General features: G+C 55.3%; 11 protein-coding genes and 2 pseudogenes. 9 read left to right on the top strand and 4 right to left on the bottom strand.

Going from position 1 to position 18,817, the window contains the following annotated elements; all coding sequences use genetic code 11:
• Nucleotides 1-3,256 (bottom strand): annotated as a pseudogene (traA, locus tag FHW77_RS26325) (Ti-type conjugative transfer relaxase TraA); the annotation flags it as partial.
• Nucleotides 3,257-3,662: 406 nt separating this feature from the next.
• Here traA and FHW77_RS26320 point away from each other — a divergent pair.
• The 4 genes and pseudogenes from FHW77_RS26320 (at nucleotide 3,663) to FHW77_RS26305 (ending at nucleotide 7,763) form a co-directional block, all read left to right on the top strand.
• Nucleotides 3,663-4,577, top strand: coding sequence for a nucleotidyltransferase and HEPN domain-containing protein (locus FHW77_RS26320; RefSeq protein ID WP_182591087.1), 915 nt, complete (start codon nucleotides 3,663-3,665; stop codon nucleotides 4,575-4,577).
• Nucleotides 4,578-4,710: 133 nt separating this feature from the next.
• A pseudogene (locus FHW77_RS26315) lies at nucleotides 4,711-5,019 on the top strand (mobilization protein).
• Nucleotides 5,016-6,575 carry a type IV secretory system conjugative DNA transfer family protein gene (locus tag FHW77_RS26310; RefSeq protein ID WP_182591086.1) on the top strand — a complete coding sequence of 520 codons (1,560 nt, stop codon included), beginning with the start codon at nucleotides 5,016-5,018 and terminating at the stop codon, nucleotides 6,573-6,575. The pseudogene FHW77_RS26315 and the gene FHW77_RS26310 overlap by 4 nt, the downstream one beginning before the upstream one ends.
• A gap of 237 nt (nucleotides 6,576-6,812) precedes the next feature.
• Nucleotides 6,813-7,763, top strand: a complete 951-nt coding sequence (locus FHW77_RS26305) for a bile acid:sodium symporter family protein (protein WP_182591085.1) — start codon at nucleotides 6,813-6,815, stop codon at nucleotides 7,761-7,763.
• A 49-nt stretch (nucleotides 7,764-7,812) separates the two neighbouring features.
• Here the strand turns inward: FHW77_RS26305 and FHW77_RS26300 are convergent, their stop codons facing one another.
• Complete coding sequence (locus tag FHW77_RS26300) at nucleotides 7,813-8,868, bottom strand: aldo/keto reductase (protein ID WP_182591089.1); 1,056 nt, start codon at nucleotides 8,866-8,868, stop codon at nucleotides 7,813-7,815.
• A gap of 184 nt (nucleotides 8,869-9,052) precedes the next feature.
• Here FHW77_RS26300 and FHW77_RS26295 point away from each other — a divergent pair, with 184 nt between their 5' ends.
• Entirely contained in the window at nucleotides 9,053-9,958 is a 906-nt protein-coding gene (locus FHW77_RS26295) for a LysR family transcriptional regulator (RefSeq protein ID WP_182591084.1), read from the top strand.
• Nucleotides 9,959-10,038: 80 nt separating this feature from the next.
• Here the strand turns inward: FHW77_RS26295 and FHW77_RS26290 are convergent, their stop codons facing one another.
• Both FHW77_RS26290 and FHW77_RS26285 read right to left on the bottom strand, forming a co-directional pair.
• A complete protein-coding gene (locus tag FHW77_RS26290) occupies nucleotides 10,039-10,824 on the bottom strand; it encodes a 2-keto-4-pentenoate hydratase (protein WP_182591083.1) in 786 nt (261 codons plus the stop codon).
• Nucleotides 10,825-11,153: 329 nt separating this feature from the next.
• Nucleotides 11,154-12,917: an ABC transporter ATP-binding protein gene (locus FHW77_RS26285; protein ID WP_182591082.1), complete on the bottom strand. Its 1,764-nt coding sequence runs from the start codon at nucleotides 12,915-12,917 to the stop codon at nucleotides 11,154-11,156.
• Nucleotides 12,918-13,604: 687 nt separating this feature from the next.
• On the opposite strand from FHW77_RS26285, the gene FHW77_RS26280 reads away from it, so the two are divergent.
• From FHW77_RS26280 to FHW77_RS26265, 4 genes are read left to right on the top strand one after another with little or no spacing between them, the layout of a single operon-like run.
• Nucleotides 13,605-14,681, top strand: a complete 1,077-nt coding sequence (locus tag FHW77_RS26280; protein WP_182591081.1) for an NAD-dependent epimerase/dehydratase family protein — start codon at nucleotides 13,605-13,607, stop codon at nucleotides 14,679-14,681.
• A 41-nt stretch (nucleotides 14,682-14,722) separates the two neighbouring features.
• On the top strand, nucleotides 14,723-15,643 hold the full coding sequence (locus tag FHW77_RS26275; protein WP_210277091.1) for a glycosyltransferase family protein: 921 nt from the start codon (nucleotides 14,723-14,725) through the stop codon (nucleotides 15,641-15,643).
• On the top strand, nucleotides 15,643-17,499 hold the full coding sequence (locus tag FHW77_RS26270; RefSeq protein ID WP_182591080.1) for a methyltransferase domain-containing protein: 1,857 nt from the start codon (nucleotides 15,643-15,645) through the stop codon (nucleotides 17,497-17,499). Before FHW77_RS26275 ends, FHW77_RS26270 begins: the two co-directional genes overlap by 1 nt.
• Nucleotides 17,500-17,512: 13 nt before the next feature.
• Nucleotides 17,513-18,553 (top strand): acyltransferase family protein, encoded by a 1,041-nt coding sequence (locus tag FHW77_RS26265; protein WP_182591079.1) that lies wholly within the window; start codon nucleotides 17,513-17,515, stop codon nucleotides 18,551-18,553.
• The last annotated feature ends 264 nt before the right edge of the window (nucleotides 18,554-18,817 follow it).

Genomic DNA, 18,817 nt, shown 5'->3' with positions numbered 1-18,817 from the left:
TCCCCGAAGCGCTCTGGCTGCTCCGCCATGGCCTTCGCCATGATCTTGCCATTGCCTTCCTTGTCGGTCATCGCGTTGCGCAGTCTTGCGGCGACCTCGGCCGGATCACGGAACACGCGCCGCACCAGAGATGCGACTACATCGAATTGCTGATCGATGACGGACATCGCCCTTTGCTGCGCCACCTGTTCGATGCTGCGTTGGTGTCGGGTGATGGCTGGCACACGCGGCGTTGGCTTCCCGGCTTCCAGCGGCGAGTGCTGGCCGACAGCTTCTGTGGGGGCAGGGACGCCCCTGTCTCGCGACATGAGGTCGGACCAGCGGATGCGGCGATATCCTTTATTGTCCTCCGTCCTGTCGTCCTGCCGTCCGTCATCGATATTTCCGGCGACCTGATTGCGAGGATCTTCGCGACGAACAGGGCCGGCCAGATCGCCGGCAGGTTCCTCGTAAACCCGCTGACGTTCCGATGGCCGGCCCTGCTGTTCCCGTTGCAGATGGGCCGCGCGGGACACGACCTCTTGACGCTCATTCCGGTCGGAAGCAAGTTCGATCTCGCTTTTGAGCCCGAGCTGCTCCGCGATCCCTTGGTCGCCTGCGATGCATTGGTCGCTTGCGATCCCGCGCCGCTCTGCAAAGTCGCTGATGTAATCCAGCGTCGTTTCCTTCGCGCCGGAACGCGACAGGCGGCCTGCCAGCTTCTGGTAGGCCAGTTCATCACCCTTGATGACACGCCATGCATTTCGCTCGGCCTTTGTGCCGTCCGGAAGCGTGACAGGCGTGGCGCCTTCATGCTGGAGGAAAATCCTGTCTCCGATTTTTGGCGAGGCCTCTCGCATGGCCCGCTTGAGATCAACACCCCACACCGTGCGCTGATCGCCCTTGTCATTCTCCAGCGTCACAAAATAGCTGTCGCGTGATTGCGGATTATGCTCGTAGGGCGCAACGCCGTGATCAACCAGCCGGCCCGCCTTGATGAACTCCGTGATGTCTGCATAGAGCTGCACGCTGTCGCGATGCCTTGTCATGGCGACATAGGCAAGATGCCGGTCCATGGTGCCGGACGCCAGCACAAAGGCGCGATCGACCGTCGCTCCCTGGTTTTTATGGATCGTCGTCGCATAACCGTGGTCGATCGCCTGGTAGCTGTCCGTGGCAATGCTGACACTGTCGCCGCTTCGACCATCGAGCCGGGCGATGATCTTATCCGGCTCGACATGCTCGACGGTGCCAAGCATGCCGTTTTTGACGCCGAGGTCGCGGTTGTTTTCGAGGAAGATGATCCTGTCGCCGGCGGCGAAGGCGCGTTTGCCGTTACTGGTCTGGAAGTTGAGTTCTCCAAGATCCCCGACACCCCCACGGTCCGCACCGGCGTTCTGCCCGTGGCTGCGCTCCAGGCTTTGCCGGTTCTGAAGCTCGGCTCGGATAGCAACATTGAGCGCGCGCACATCGGCACGGCGGTGCGCCATGGCAACCCGGGTGCCATCCGGATGCTCAGCACTGTCGGCGACATAATCACGCACGATCTGCGCCATCGCTTTGTCGCGGCTTTCTGCAAAGTGGATATCGCCGTGATCGCGGTAGGCGGCGAGGCCGTCGGCCGTTTTGTGGGTCGCAAAGGCAACCGATGCTTGCCTCTGCCAATCATGACGCTGGCGGCGAATGCCGGAAAGCTCGACATGGCCGATCTGTTCGGCAATCGCCCTGAAAGGAGCACCGGCGCCGATTGCCTGCAGTTGCTCATGGTCACCGACAAGCACGATCTTTGCGCCGCGCTCCTCCGCTTCTCCGATGAACCGGGCAAGCTGACGGCTGCCGACCATGCCGGCCTCATCGATGACGAACACGTCACGTCGGCCGATCAGATCCCGGCCATGGTCCCAGCTGTATGACCATGACGCCAGAGTGCGGCTCTCTATGCCGGAACTTTCCTCAAGCCCTTCGGCTGCCTTTCTGGCTAATGCCGCACCATGGACCTGATAGCCTTGAGCCTCCCACGCCTCGCGAGCCGCTGCTAGCATGGTGTACTTTCCCGCACCGGCAAACCCGACCACGGCGGCAATGCGTTCTCGCCCGGTAATATGCTCGATCGCCTGATGCTGTTCGTCCGACAATCCCGCTGAAGGATCGCTCGCAGACACCATTCCGCCGGAGCTTGTCCGAAGAGCGTGATCTTGTTTTTCTATCGCACGCTCGACATGACGATGATCGACACCGTGGGACTGCGCCTGATGCAGCCGCTCCGCCGATCGCGCCATTGCGAGTTTGAGATCGATCATCTCCCGCGTCGAATAGCGCGCATTGGAAACCTCGCCATTCTCTGGATCGATGCCCTCAGCCTGGAGTTCCACGAGCGCTGGCGAGGCCAAAACAGCGGCAAAAGCGTTCCGGAACGTTTGGGCGTCATCGTTGATATAGCGATGCAACGTTTTGGCAATATCGTGCCGGTCGAACACGCTCTTCTCGTTGCTGATCAGCGTCAGAACCTGTTCCGGTTTTTGCCGGATCAGCGCGGCGTTTTGCCGTGCCGCCTCGTCATCCAGCCTCCCGCGCTCGACTGCCATGCCCTACTGCTGCATCTGCGAGGCATGCACGCCCATGTGGTCGGTCGGCGACAACTCGAGACCGCGCTCCATGTGCGAGCGATGATCGATGCGGACGTCCAGTCCTTCGCGCTGAAGCTGACGGTTGGCAATGCCTTCCCATGCCTGCCGGATATCGCGAAGCTGCATGTCGGTTGTGGCCATGCCATGTGCCAGCAGCCGTGCGTTCTTATGCTCGAGATAGGTTTTCTCGCGAAGGCCGGTTCTGCCTACCTGTCGCGTCGTCATCAGCATATGCACATGGTGGTTCCTGATATCACGATGCTCGCTTGGCGAATGGATGGCAAATCCACGGCCGCGCCGTAGCGGTTTGCCAGATCCCGGGCAAAGGCGCGTGCAGCCTTCTGCCGCCCTTCTGGCGACAGCTCATGCGGAAGGGCGATTTCGAATTCGCGGGCGACGCGGGCATCTTTTCGCCTTTCTGCAACCTCGGCGGCGTTCCACGACGCCGAACGATCCAGAGCCCAATCGGCAGAAAGACCGTCCGGCGATACGATCTCTTTATGCTCTACCCCCTCTTTGCGGGTAAAATCATGCACAAGGCCATCGCGATGATTGGTGAGAAGAACCGCGCAACGATAGGCGGCGGAAGCGACGGCACTGCGGCCGGATGAGCGCAAGACAGGTTTGGTGCTGAGATGATAAATCGCCAAACGAAATCTCCGGTTCTCAACGGGGAAATTCAGCGCTCGACTGCGTGGCAAGTCGTAAGTGCGCCCTTGTCTGTTTACCGGTGGCGAGGCTAGCAACAACGAACAGGCATTTCGACTACTAAAAGTAGTAGTCGCCAAGTGACAATTGCTCGTGTTTGAATAGGGACACAAACGCATCGATCAGGGGAGGGCGATATTCGCAAACCGATCGCTCGACTGATCGGGAGAAGGGAGGAGCGGAGGAAGACCTTGCAGCGCGGCTCGACAAAACAGGAGAGGGCGCAGGCAACCCGCCGGAAGAATTTGCGTGCACGAGACAGGCAATCGATTGGCGGCTGCCAAAAATCGGAGTTCCAAAGAAGTTTACAATGGACCATACAGGATACCGTCCAGAAACGGAGCAGACATGAAGACCAGCCTTGAACATTTGCCGGAACGAAAGCAGCGCGAGCTCGCGCGCGTCGTCGGGATTATCCAGGAAGAGTTTACTGATCTGGTGGAGCGCTCCAAGTCTGACGCCAAGAAGGATGGACGAATTTTCAAAATCATTCTGTTCGGTTCTTACGCGCGTGGCACCTGGGTGGATGAACCGCATACGTCTAAAGGCTACCGCTCGGATTTCGACATTCTTGTCATCGTCAGCAACAAGGAACTTGCCGATCCCAAATACTGGGACAAGGCGACAGACCGGCTGATGTGGGACAAGGAGATCGAGACGCCCGTTGGGCTCATCGTGCATGGCGCTCGCGAGATCACCAACTTTTTGAATGATGGGCAAGCCTTCTTCGTCGATATTACCCGCGAAGGCATAGTCCTCTACGAATTCGATGACCGACCACTAGCAGGGCCCAAACCTCTCAGTCCAAGCGATGCACTCAGGGTGGCGGAAGAGCATTTTCAGCGGGAAATGAAGAGCGCAAGCGAGTTTCTCGAGCTTGCCGAGATCGCTTCTGGAAAGGAGATGGATAAAAAAGCCGTCTTCCTACTCCACCAAGCAGTGGAGACCGCTTACAACTGCTACCTCCTGACACTGACCAATTACTCGCCAGCGTCGCACAACCTCAAATTCCTGCGTGGACTTTCCGAAGGTCGTGATCACCGTTTGATCGACATCTGGCCGCGTGATCGTCAGCGATTTACCACATGGTACAACATTCTGAATGAGGCCTACGTCAAGGCACGCTATTCGAAGCGTTTCGAGGTTTCCGAAGAGGCGCTCACATGGCTTCAGGAGCGGACGGCGGAACTTCATAAGCTGGTTGAGGCGCTCTGCCGAGAGCACATCGAAAAGCTCAAACAGGCCGCGAACGCCAGCGGCTGAGCCTGACCACAGGGTCCAATCTCCTCTCACAATCGCTATGTCGATCTCCTCATAGAAACTGGTCTGTCTTCCAGGAGCAAAGCCGTGGTCAACAGCGGCAGTTCCGGTGCGACCGCAATCGGAAGGAACAATCGTGGCAAGGAAAACCATCGAACAGCGCCTGGCTAAACTGGACGCGCAACGCTCCGCGCTGAAGGCCCGTCTTTCAAAAACCGAGCGCCACAACGATATGCGCCGCAAGGTCCTGATTGGCTCGCTCGTCCTGCAATAAGTGGAGACTTCGAATGATCAGGAGTTCAGGAAACAACTCGGTGAATGGCTGCGCCGCGAACTGCCGGGCTTTCTGACACGCGACAATGACAAGGCGCTGTTTGCCGATCTGATCGGACAAGGATTGACGGACAAGGGAGAGGGTGGCGAAAGCGCGGAAGGGTATCGATGAACCGGTTGCGACTTTCTCGGGACGCATTCAAGAACATGATGCGCGCCGCCGCGCGTGATCCGCTTTGGGCAGTTTGGGCTTTGCTTGCCATGCCCTTCCGGATCTGGAAACGGCTTCTTGGATTTATGTTCATCCTGTTCAACGTCACCTTTGTGATCGGCATGGTCATCACCGCTCCACTGATTTTGCATTTCGGGGACAGTGACGATGATACCCATGGCTCCGCGCGCTTTGCGACAGACAAGGAGATAGCCGCTCTCACCTCATCGGGTTCAGGCCTCCTCATTGGTCGTGATGCGAAGACGGCCAAACCCCTACGCTATGATGGTCCGGCCCATCTCCTCACCATGGCGCCAACGCGTACCGGCAAGGGCGTCGGCACGATCATTCCAAACCTGCTGACCGCCGATCGTTCGGTGATCTGCGTCGATCCAAAAGGCGAGAATGCAAGGATCACCAGCCGTGCGCGCCAGAAATTCGGGCCGGTTCATGTGCTCGATCCTTTCGGGATCACCGGCAGACTCTCGGCCGCATTCAATCCCCTCGCCATGCTTGATCCCCAAAGCCTCGATGTCGCGGATGACGCCAGTGCTCTTGCCGACGCTCTCGTGTTCGACGAACCGGGAATGGCAGGCGAGGCGCATTGGAACGAGGAGGCAAAAGCGCTGATTGCCGGATTGCTGCTCGAGATCGTATCGGCGGAGCCTTTGCGATGCCGGCACCTCGCAACACTTCGCGAGTACCTCACCCTTGCTCCGGAACAGTTCGCAGCACTGCTTAAACGTATGCAGGACTGCGATGCGGCAAGAGGTCTTGTCGCGCGCGCCGCAAACCGCCACCTCGGAAAATCCGATCGCGAAGCTGCAGGCGTTCTGTCCGCAGCCCAGCGCCATACGCATTTCCTCGATTCACCGCGCATGACGGCCGTCCTCAGCCGCTCGGATTTCCGGTTCGCTGATCTCAAGCGCAACAACATGACGGTGTTCCTCGTTCTTCCGCCCGACCGCCTCTCGACCTATTCGCGCTGGCTGCGCCTGCTTGTCTCGCAAAGCCTGATCGAAATGGCCCGCGATCCGGCAAAACCGGTGGCACCGGTTCTTTATCTGCTCGATGAGTTCGCATCGCTCGGGCATCAGGCGCCGGTCGAACGCGCGATGGGTCTGATGGCGGGTTATGGTGTCCAGCTTTGGCCTGTCCTCCAGGACATCCATCAGCTGCGGGCCGCATATGGTCACCGCGCCGGAACCTTTCTGTCAAACGCCGGCGTGCTGCAGGTATTTGGCGTCAACGATCCTGACAGCGCCCGCCTTATCTCTGATTTGCTCGGACAGGAAACGATCGTGTTCCAGAAAATGGCGAGAGCGCTCGATTCCGATAAGACCGGCATATCATACAGCCAGCAGCATACCGGCCGGCCGCTACTAACCCCTGATGAGGTGCGCAATCTTCCAGCGAACGGACAATTGCTGTTCCTTGCCGGACAACGACCAGTTTTTGCCGAGAAGCTTGCCTATTTCGCCGATCCGGAGTTCAGGGAGATGTTCGACGCGGTCTAACGCGTGACGAAAAGGGCAGACCAGCATCTGAAACCTCGTGTGCACGGCCCTCGGGCTCTCTTCGGCGCAACGGGAAGCGGATAGATGAGTCCTCGTCCAAATTGCAGTCCTGTGGCGACGGCGGCATCGCGGCGGAGGGATCGTTTTCGACCGCGAGGTCTAGCAACCGAGTAATGACCTTGACAGGGCACCATAGGAGTCTAGACGGGGTTTCATGATCATCTTGGGAGTATGGAAATGAAAACACTGGCAGCCGTTTCGGCTTTTGTAGGCAAGACTTTTGCCGCCTGGGTCATCCTGTTTGCCGTGCTCGGCTTCTTTTTTCCGGATACGTTCAAGCAGATTGCGCCGTGGATCGTCACGCTTCTGTCTATCATCATGTTCGGAATGGGGCTCACACTTTCGGTCGATGATTTCAGGGAGGTCGTGAAAAGGCCGTTCGATGTGACGATCGGCGTGCTCGGCCAGTTTCTCATCATGCCGCTTCTGGCGGTGCTGCTCACTCGGATCATTCCCATGCCGCCGGAAGTCGCGGCTGGCGTCATTCTGGTCGGCTGCTGCCCTGGTGGCACCTCTTCCAATGTCATGACCTATCTCTCCAAGGGCGATGTCGCCTTGTCCGTAGCCTGCACCTCGGTCACCACTCTTGCTGCGCCGCTGGTGACGCCATTCCTCGTCTGGCTGTTTGCAAGCCAGTTCCTGCCCGTCGACGGCTGGGCGATGTTCCTCAGCATCGTCAAAGTCGTTCTGGTTCCGCTGGCGCTGGGTGCCGCCTTGCAAAAGCTGCTGCCCGGTCTCGTCAAGACCGCCGTTCCGGCATTGCCGCTGGTAAGCGTCATCGGTATCGTCCTCATCGTTTCGGCAGTGGTCGGAGGATCGAAGGCGTCCATCGCGCAGTCCGGCCTGATGATTTTTGCCGTTGTAGTACTGCACAATGGCCTTGGCTATCTTCTCGGTTACCTCGCGGCAAAGGCTACGGGCCTGTCGCTTGCCAAGCGCAAGGCGATTGCGATCGAGGTAGGCATGCAAAACTCAGGCCTTGGTGCGGCACTTGCCACGGCCTATTTCTCGCCTCTTGCTGCGGTTCCGAGCGCCATTTTCAGCGTCTGGCACAATATTTCCGGTGCAATTCTGGCGAACTGGTTTTCGGGCCGGGTGGACGCAGGCTCCGCCAACAAAACCCCCTGAAGCTCCGCATTCGTCAGGCCGCCTGTAGTTCAGGCGGCCTGACCCTGCCCTAGAACGGCATAGTCTGACGTGCTACGGCCGGTGGATTAAGCCGGGCAAAGCCCTCCTGGCGCTGATACGGGAAATGCGGATAGGGAGCAGTCGTCTCGCTGGCTTTATCCAGCGTCGCTACCTGCGCCGATGTCAGCTCCCATCCCACGGCATCGAGGTTCTGGCGAAGCTGCTCCTCATTACGCGCGCCGATAATAACAGTGGAAACAGTCGGGCGTGTGAGCAACCAGTTAAGAGCGACCTGAGGCACGGTCCGGCCCGCCTCCTTCGCAACAGCGTCGAGCGCATCGATGACGCGGTAAAGGACTTCATCATTGACCGGCGGGCCGAAGCCGGCGGTTTCATGCAGGCGGCTGCCTTCAGGCAGCTGTGCGCCGCGACGGATTTTTCCGGTCAGTCGCCCCCAGCCAAGCGGGCTCCAGACCATGGCTCCAAGGCCCTGATCCGCGCCGAGCGGCATCAGATCCCATTCGTAGTCGCGGCCAACAAGCGAGTAATAGACCTGGTTGACAACATAGCGCGGCCGGCCATATCGGTCGGCGACCGCCAGCGATTTCATGATCTGCCAGCCGGAAAAATTCGAGATACCGGTATATCGCACCTTGCCCGACCGGACGAGCGTATCGAGCGTCGAGAGCACTTCCTCAACCGGCGTGAAGGCGTCGTAGGCATGAAGTTGAAGGATGTCGATATAGTCGGTCTTTAGGCGGCGAAGGGCGTCATCCACCGCACGCAGCAGCCGGAAGCGCGACGAGCCGGCCTCGTTCGGCCCGTCGCCCATCGGCAGGCTGGTTTTCGTCGAGATCAGAACTCTGTCGCGCCTTCCCTTGACGGCTTCGCCGAGCACTTCCTCCGATGCGCCATTGGAATAGACATCGGCGGTATCGAAGAGGTTGACGCCTGCTTCCAGACAAATATCGATCAGGCGTCGGGCTTCTGCCGCATCTGAATTGCCCCAGTTGCTGAAGAGCGGGCCGGAGCCGCCGAAGGTTCCGGTGCCGAAACTCAAGACCGGCACTTTCAGACCGGATTTGCCAAGCTGGCGATATTCCATGGGTCGTTCCTTTGTCGTTTCAAAATGGTCGTGGGCGGCGCGTCGCTGCGTGGCCTTCTGCTCGTCCATTTGCGATCTGACGGGTGAAGACTGCGCTGTGTTGCAATCGCTGTCTTAAGATAGACGCCTGCTCTTCAATGAAATAGAATGCCGAAAATATTATCACTTGTGAGATGAAGTCATCATGGCGCGATTGGAGATCAACCGGGCAGGGGAGATGGAGATCTTCGTACGGGTCGTTGAGCTTGGTGGTTTTTCCCGCGCGGCGGCTGCGGCTAACATGACGCCTTCCGCCGTGAGCAAGCTGATCGCACGGCTGGAAAGCCGCCTTGGTGCGCGCCTGCTCAACCGTTCCACCCGTCAGCTTCAGATCACCCCCGAGGGCTGCGCGTTCTATGAACGGGCCACCCGTATCCTCGCCGATCTTGAAGAGGCCGAACGCGCCGCCGGGGAAGGTGAACGGCCTCTCGGCCGCGTGCGGATCAACACCAGCGCATCCTATGCAGCGCATATTCTTGCACCGATCCTATCACGGTTTCTGGCGCTCCATCCAGGCATTACGCTTGATATCGTACAGACGGATCTGGTGGTCGATCTTCTTGCGGAGCGTATGGATGTGGCCGTGCGCGCGGGACCACTGAAAAGCTCAACGCTTGTCGCCCGCAAGCTCGGTGAGACGAGAATGATCATCGCGGCCTCCCGCGATTATCTGGAGCGTCATGGCATTCCACAGACAATAGCCGATCTCGAAGATCACAACCGCCTTGGATTCGGCTACGCCCGATCAATCGACGGCTGGCCGTTGCGAGACGCCGGAAAGACCGTCGTCATTCCGGCGACGGGACGCGTGCAGGTGAGCGATGGCGAGGGTCTTCGCCGTCTTGCCCTTGCCGGTGTCGGTCTGGTTCGCCTTGCGGCTTTTACCGTGCGGGAGGATATCGCCGCTGGCCGTCTGATCCCGGTCCTCGATCATCTCGATACGGGTGAGACGGAGATGTTTCATGCCGTTTATGTCGGCCAACGGGGACCGCTTCCGGCACGTATTCGGGCCCTGCTCGATTTTCTCGGCGAGTATGGGCGGGTGAAGTAACGTTCCACGTGCCACAAAACGCGTGAGTTGGATTAAGGCCTCAGGCTGCCGGAAAACGGTAGCAGCCTGAGGAGCGAAGGCTATCGTTTCGGACCTGAGAGTGTGAAAGCACCAGCCCATTCCAGCCTTACGCGCGTGTCGCCAGCAAGTGCGCTTGGTATCGCACCGCAAAGGCTACCCGTCGTCACGACATTGCCAGCCTTCAGCATGTCGCCGGTGTTGAATGCCGAATTGGCGAAGGCGACAAGCGGCGCAAGCGGATCACCATTCGGATGCTTGACCTTGGCATCGAACAGCGACACCGTTCCCTCTGTAACGGTGAGCTGCAGCAGGTTCTCGCCGTTCCCGGTAAAGACCTCCACGATGCCTTCGTCCAGTTCCGGGCCGATGACGAAGCCGTGGTTGGCGAGCCGATCCGCCAGAAAGAGCGGAAACGGCACCTGGTTTTCCTCCACCAGCCTGTAGCGGAGAAGTTCAGCGCCAAGATGGACCTTGTCAATAAATCCCGTCAGATCGGCCCTTGTTATCCGCCCAGCGGTTGAAGCAGGGATGTCGGCGGAAAGCGTGAAGCAAATCTCGACTTCGACACCTTCGGTACCATGTTGAGGAAAAGAAGCGAGATTGGCGTCATCGACCCTAACGCAATCGAAAATAGGTGCCCCAACAGCCCCGCCATCCGGCCGGATCGCCAGTTTCCAGCCTGCGACCGGCTTTGCCCAGTTTCCAGCAAAAGCCCGCTGAACCGCCATGGCCTCGGAAAGGGTGCCGGGAACGAGACCCTCCGCTTCAAGCTCTGCCAGAGGAATCCTCGCGCCGTCTCGGCTTGCCTCTGCAAAATTCTCTGCCAGTTTTCCGATTGCCGTCATTCCGCTCATGTCCCCTGATGATCTCATGCACGAGATGCTGCCACGACTTGGCGCGGTCTGCCAAGGCCATCAAGGCTGAGTACAGTTCCGACTTTGCGGAGGACGATTCTTCAGCATCGCTGCGGAATCGTCACGATTTTTTCAACGCCATGGGGCAGCCGGCCTATCATCGTTTCGTAGGGCTAAGGGGGTAGAACAATGATGGATCGCGCCGCTTTAACGCGGGAAGCATGCTAAGCACAAATCGCGTCGTAGCAAATGCGTCCCAATCATTTTTTCTTTAAGAGAAGTAAAGTCGAGCGGTATTGCCGCTCGATTTCCTTCTTTGATTACGCGACGTCCGCTTCGAACTGGATGCTGTGGAGGCGCTTGTAGAGACCGTCATTGGCCAACAATTCACGCCGGCTACCCTGTTCGACCACTTCACCGTTGTCCATCACGACGATCTTGTCGGCGCGATTGATGGTAGAAAGACGGTGAGCGATAACGATGGAGGTTTTGTTAAACGTCAAACGCTCCAAGGCGTCGCGGACAAGAGCCTCCGACTCTGAATCCAGCGCGCTCGTCGCTTCATCGAGAATCAGAATATCCGCGTCTCGCAGCATTGCACGGGCAATAGCCACACGCTGTCGCTGGCCGCCGGACAGGCCGGAGCCGTTCTCTCCGAGCTTGGTGTCGTACCCATCCTGCATCTTCATGATGAAATCATGCGCATTTGCGGCCTTGGCGGCAGCGATGATCTCTTCCTCCGTCGCATTGTCACGACCGACCGAGATATTGTGCCGGATGGTGCCGGAGAATAGGAAGGTTTCCTGGCCCACGTAAGAAACATGTTCGCGCAGGCTGGCGAACGAAACGTCGCGCAGATCCATGCCGTTGATTTCAACCGAGCCGGTTTGTGGATCGTATAGGCGCATCATGAGGTTGATGATGGTTGATTTGCCGCTGCCAGATGGTCCGACCAGCGCCGTCATCTTGCCGCCTTCGAAAAGGATGCTCACGTCCTTGAGGACCGGTTGACCGGAAACATATTCGAAGCTCACGTCTTTGAACTCTACATCACCGCTAGCTTTGGCAAGCGACGCTGCATCCTTCTTTTCGGTGAGTGTCAATGGTGCATCCAGTACTTCGAACATCATCCGAACACCGATCATGCCGCTCTCGATCTGCACGCGCATGCGAGCAAGGCGTTTTGCAGGTTCGTACGCCAAAAGAAGGGCTGTTATAAAGGCCATAAGTTCACCAGGCGACCCTCCCTTCTCCAGAACTGTATAACCAGAAACAGCGATTACCATTGCTATGGCGAGACCCGAAAGGGTCTCCATTATAGGACTTGTCGCGGCTTCGAGTTTCGCTATGCCGTTCGCACGTTGCTCAACGTCAGACACCGCCTTATTCATCCTTTGGCGCATCAACTTTTCGAGCGAGAACGCCTTGATGACGCGGACGCCTATGCTAGTCTCCTGAACTACGTTCACAATCTCACTTATGGAGGCAAGTTCCGCCTCCATAATCTTGCGGACGCGCCGTAGTACAAGACGAACACCGAAAATTGCCAGCGGACCGATCACCATAGACATTGCGCTCAAAATGAAATTCTGGGCAAACATCACGATGATCAGTCCTATAAGAGAAAACAAATCTCGAACAAAAGACGTCACGATGGTGTCGATTACGCTACGTGCGGCTTGCGCGTTATACGTGACCCGCACGAGCAAATCTGAAGACGGCAAGTTCTGAAAAAAAGATACGCCTTGCTTCAACAGCCTATCATAAATCTTTCGCTGTTGCTCGGCGACGATACTGTTTCCAGCCTTGCTGAGGTAGTAGCTTTGAATAAAGGTGGCGAGACCTTTGATAATAAAAATCGCAGCCACGGCCACTGCTATCTGAAGTACGACGTCAAATCCTTGCTTCAGATAAACACTGTTTACGATATCTCGCATGATCCAGGCGCTAAGGGATGTCATGCCCGCCACGACAACCATGGCAGCGATTGCTGCAGAGTACCAGCCGACGTGCTTTTTAAAGTTTTCTCTAAAGAGCCGCGTTAGCAGCCTTTTGTCGTTAGACGACAAAAATGATCCGATCACTGCGATATCCTTGCGATTTAAATATTGTACGAACGACAACTATAACGGTGCCGCGCATTACACTGACGTTAGTCAAAAGAATGGCGGAAAAATTATCGCTGAGGATTTATTGTAGAACCGCCAATCGCGACCTCTGCCGTTACCTAGCCTATCAGGAACTCTGAATCAAATCCGTCGAAAAGCCATGCTACCTGGGACCGAAGCTCCACTCCGGCTCGCGTCACGGCAATAGTCTTCATCAAATGCCATGTCAATACGTCCGATAGTCGCTGTCTGACGCGCATTTTAGGGATCGGCTTATTGCGTCATGGAGTTCCGAAAAGATGGTGCTTGATCATGGATCGCCGAACATGGTGGTAGCAGAATATTTGACAAGCGGGAAAATTGATGATGGGACTTTGCGCGGCGACATAAGAGATGTGATCGCAGATTATGGTGGTTCTGAGAGATTGCTATCTCGACAGCGGAGAAAACGATAGGTTGAAATGTTGAATATCCGCTTGCTTAAAAGCCGCTAAAACATGTCAGCCTATCCATTTATTAGGATGTTTCTGCCCATCGACGATTGATGGGGAAAAAGGCTGTTTGCAACGTAGATTTGTTAATTGCATGGTTGTATATGGCCCCGGTACTGACATCCCAACCCCGTGGCTGTGGTCTGCTAACAAATTGAACCGGAGCAGTGAAATGCGTGATTGTATTATAGTGACTGGTGGTGCAGGTTTTATCGGCTCCGCCTTGAGCAGCTTCATTTGCTCCGACGATGTCCCTGTGATAGCGATCGACAACATGTTGGAGCAAGTTCATCCAACGGGGCAAAAATCGGAATTTCTTGACGAGCGGGTTTTGCTTTACAGGAACGATGTGTGTGACAGGGAAGCATGGCTGGCCTTGCTCAGTGAGTTTTATCCCCGGCGAGTGATCCATCTCGCTGCAGAGACTGGAACGGCACAATCACTAACGGAATCAACTCGCCACGCTAACGTTAATGTGGTTGGAACAACCGTTATGTTGGATGCTTTCGCGGCGGCGGAGGTGCGACCCGACAGAATCGTTTTGGCCTCTAGCCGTGCGGTCTATGGTGAAGGGCTGTGGCAAGACGTCGTCACTGATGAGGTGTTCTATCCTGCGCCAAGATCGAATGAAGTTCTGTCCAAATCCCAGTGGGATCCCCTTAGCCCCGCGGGCAACGTGGCCCGTGCCCTTCCTCATAAAGCTTCTGCTGTTTTCCCTAAGCCAACAAGCATCTACGGTGCGACGAAGCTGGCTCAGGAGCAGATTTTAAACGCTTGGTGTGGGGCATTCCGGGTCCCGCTTAGCATTCTTCGTTTGCAAAATGTGTACGGAGAAGGTCAATCCCCGTTTAATTCTTATACCGGCATCATAAACTATTTCCACCGCGTCGCCCGTTCAGGCAATTCGATACCTGTTTACGAAGACGGTCTAATCGGGAGGGATTTTGTTCACATTCAAGATGTGGTGAATGCACTTGTGAGTGTTTTGTCCGATGACACCTCGACTGATCATTTGTTCGATGTTGGGACTGGTGAACTAACCACGATTTGGGCAGCAGCAAATATGATCGCGGAATATCACGGTGCCCCTAAGCCCGAAGTGTGCGGGAAATTCCGGGATGGTGATATTCGCTCCGCGGTGGCGGACGTTAAAAAGCTGCACGACCAGACAGGGTCGACCATGCACGTATCTTTTGAAGATGGCATGAGGCGCGTCGGAGACTGGCTCATGGCGTCAGGTAACATCTAAAATTTTTGACTGAACGCGAATTCTGGATGAAAGTTTAAACGATGTCAGATAGCAAGACAGAGAGATTAACGCTGCCGAGTATCCAGGTACAATCCGTGTTGTATAATATGGATGAATTTTCTGTCAGACGCGCGCTCGAGGCCCTCTCACGTGCCGTTGATTTAGCGGTGGCTGCTGGGTGTTGCGGAAAGTTCAAGGTTGTATATGGTGATACATCGCCCACGCGGTGTTTGCACGAGGGAGAACTCACCAAATTAAGAGACGAGTTCGCCTGGGCCTTCGAGATTGATTACATTTTCTTCGACGAGAACATAGGGTCTGCGAACGGGCATAATCGCTTGGCTACCGATTGTGAGCTTGACTACCTGTTGATACTGAATCCCGACGTTGTCGTGTCTCCGAGACTTTTCCAACACATGCTCGCTCCTTTCGATGATAAGTCGGTCGGGATGGTTGAAGCAAAGCAACTACCAATAGAGCATCCCAAAACATATGACTCTATAACTGGTGTAACAAGTTGGGCGACAACAGCATGTGCGCTGACGCCAACTACGATTTTTCGGGCGCTGGAAGGATTCGATAGCGCAGCGTTTTTTCTTTATTGTGATGATGTCGATTATTCTTGGCGCGTGCGAGAAGCTGGCTACAAGGTGATTTTTACACCCGCGGCTGTCGTATTTCATGACAAGCGCATATCTCCGAGGGGTGAGTGGCGCCCTTCCAGTGCTGAAGTTCGCTATTCAGCAGAGGCCGCGTTGATGATGGCTCACAAGTGGTCACGGCCTGATATTGTTGCCGACATAATTCATATGTTTCGCCACGGTGGCGATGAACAGGTAATGGCGGTCAAGAAATTTGAGTCAATGCAAGAGAGCGGCACGCTCCCTACGCCGCGCGATCCCGGTCACAAGATTGGGCAGTTTGAGGGGCATTTTTATGCGAAGCACAGGTATCCGCTCTAATGTTAAATTCTGAAGGTCATTACGATAATCCGTTCGAATGGGACAATGTTTACGGGCATACCATCAAGTTATTAACCAAGTACCTCGGTGTGGATGCTAGAGAAAGGGGACAACGCGGCGTTCATCTCGATCTAGGATGTGGTTACGGCAGGATCGCGGAGAGGGTGGTTGCGGACTTTCAGGTCGACTACGTCGGGATTGATGGTGCGTCAGAAGGTATAGCCTCACTGCGAGCTCGAGGGTTTGAAGCACACGAACTGCTTTTTGACACGTACGAACAGACTTTTGCTGGAATCGAGCGAATTTTGGATGGACGCAACGTCTCTTCGTTGACTCTGCTTGATACGCTTGAACATCTTACCAATGGGGAGATGGTCCTCGAGGTTCTTCGGGAGTTGATCAAGAGGAATAATGCTCCGGCTGTTGTAAGCGTTCCGAATGTCGCTCACATGGATATCGGATTTAAGTTGGCGCTCGGAAACTGGTCTTACACCAGGGAAGGTCTCCTCGATCATACACACGTGAGGCTTTACAGCGAAGCTACATTGAAGCGGACTTTAGGGACCGTGGGCCTGCATATGGTCGATCAGTGCGACGTAAACATCTCAGAAAGCGATCAGGCTTTTCCGCGGACGCACCCCGCTTTGGCAACTGGGACAACGTTAAACCAAATCCTGTCGATGGTGCGGAACAACACCGACAGGACAGCTCACACGAACCAATTCGTGAGACTGGTCGTTGCTGGACCGAAAACTAGAGACAGGAGCTATCTGAGCGATGACGAAAAAAAACCCTCTCGTCCCTTCTTGTCGATTATTACTCGGACGCAGGGAAAACGACTGCATTGTTTAGTTGAAGTGCTGACCGCCCTGTCCGCACAATCAGACCGCGATTTCGAAGTGATCGTAATTGCGCATAAAGTCCCGGCAGATCGTCAGCTGAAAATCGAGCGCGTTCTTGATGATAGTCCGAATTGGTTAAGGGAAAAGATTAGATTCCTGAAAGTTGACGATGGAAATCGGACGAGGCCTCTGAATGTTGGTTTCGAGCAGGCCGAGGGTGAATACATCTCTATTCTCGACGATGACGATGTGCCGATGGCGCACTGGGTCTCCACGTTCCGAGACTTGGCGCGAAAGAAGGCAGGTGCGCTCCTGAGAACGATCGCCGCGCGACAAGAGATCGAAACCGTTTGCGTGAATGGCGAAAACGGCATCAGAGCCACAGGCCCCTTGGTGCCATACGCTGCGGAATTTGACCTGATCCAGCACCTCGTCGCTAATCAGACACCTCCGGTTGCTCTAGCTTTTCCTCGAGGTGTGTTTCATGACCTCAATGTTCGCTTCGATGAGAGTTTGACTACTACCGAAGACTGGGACTACCTGCTGAGGGTAGCTTTGATCGTTGGTGTAAGTTGGTGCGACGAAGTCACTGCTGTGTACCATTGGTGGAAACTTTCGGAAGAATCTTCTAGAACAGATCACGATCAAGCCGAATGGACGGCGAATCATTTGGCGATCAATAGAAAAATCGACATGCTACCGATTATTTTGCCGGCCGGATCCGCTCGTTACATTCGTGAGTTACGAACGCTTGCGAATTCAGGCTGGCATACACCGGGTGAGGTGCCTAGCTCTAGCGCTTATCGTGAAGAAGTTAGGAAGATACTTTCTTCGAAAAGCTGGAGATGGTCCCAGCCATTGCGTTGGCCAGCAATGGTTCGGGGACGCAGAGACATTACGATCTCCGATCTGGAGAATATGAGTGAATTGCAACTCGCGGATGTGCTTCAACGTTTAAAACGGTCCAGCTCCTGGCGTAGAACGAGAATTTTTCGCCGTGGAAGCCGGAAATAGCAGGATATTTCTCATGAATGACGTCCGTGCATCCTCCGACAATTTTGGAGGAATACGTCTAATTGCAGCTATTAGTGTTATACTTGGTCATTCATTTCCCTTGACGGGCAGCGGAGCAGCTGGCTATCTTGGAAGCCCGATCTCGACGCTTGCCGTAAAGGTCTTTTTCGTTATCTCCGGTTACCTTATTTCGGAGAGTTGGTCGAGAGATCCTGATATCCTCAGGTATTTTTTACGACGCGCTCTGCGCATTTTTCCTGGCCTGATAGTTTTGATAATCTTGTCAGTGTTTATTGTGGGGCCCCTTTTCTCTGAGATTGGGCTGAAAGATTATTTTAAGTCATCGAGCACATGGGCATATCTTTCAAATATCATTTTGCTGCCAAACTACTTTCTCCCTGGCCTGTTTGCGGATAACGTATATCCGAACGCGGTAAATGGTTCGCTGTGGACGTTACCTGTTGAATTCGCGATGTATATTTTGACGCCGGTTGTTTTGGTTGCATTTAGAAGTCCTGCTTCATTAGGATTTTTTGCGCTCGCGTTATCAGTTGCTTCCGTCTGGTTTACCAGAATTGCGATTCCGGAGCACGCTCCGGTTTTTTGGGGTACAAATCTCGTCAACGGACTTGAGATGGCGCCGTATTTTTTCTGGGGTGCTTTCTATAAGAAGTACGAGTTATCGCACCGACCATATGATCTACAGATAGCGTTGGTCTTAGTAGCTTTGTTGCCTATGATGGCTTTCAACTGGTCCAGCTCTGAAATCATCAGTCTAATTTTGGTCCCGTACGTGACGTTGTCACTGGGAAATGCCAGTTCGCCTATCCTCGGTTACTTCGACCGTTTCGGCGACGTTTCGTACGGCACGTATCTCTACGGCTTTCTCGTGCAGCAGGTCGTGGCTGGCTTGCTTCCGCACTCGAGTCACTGGTGGAACTTTTTGCTTTCGCTGTTTCCATCGTTGCTGCTTGGGGCTCTATCATGGCATCTGGTGGAGCGGAGAATGTTAAGGCTTAAGCCGTCTAAACGAAGATCGCACGTCGCGTCATAGTTCGCCGGTATAAAACCTCGTCCGTGGGATAGGTCCTCTTCGGCACTCGCTGAATTGGGCGCCATTAGGGCGTAATTTCCACCACGACACCTGCGCAGTTTTCTTAAATTAAACTGGCGCGGCGTAGGAGGCGGAATGCAGTTGAGGATTTAATTGCCTTCAGTTCATCGTAAGCGGCAAGGAGACCCCATCTGGCTGGTCTGCTGCTGAGTAAGGTATTTCGGGCATACGAGTTCTTTGAATGTGAGGATCTATGTCTAGACC

It is taken from the genome of Agrobacterium sp. RC10-4-1, assembly GCF_014138475.1.
Lineage (GTDB): Bacteria > Pseudomonadota > Alphaproteobacteria > Rhizobiales > Rhizobiaceae > Agrobacterium > Agrobacterium pusense.
The sequence above is the reverse complement of the archived record's forward strand: the minus strand, read 5'-3'. Positions and strand labels throughout refer to the sequence as shown.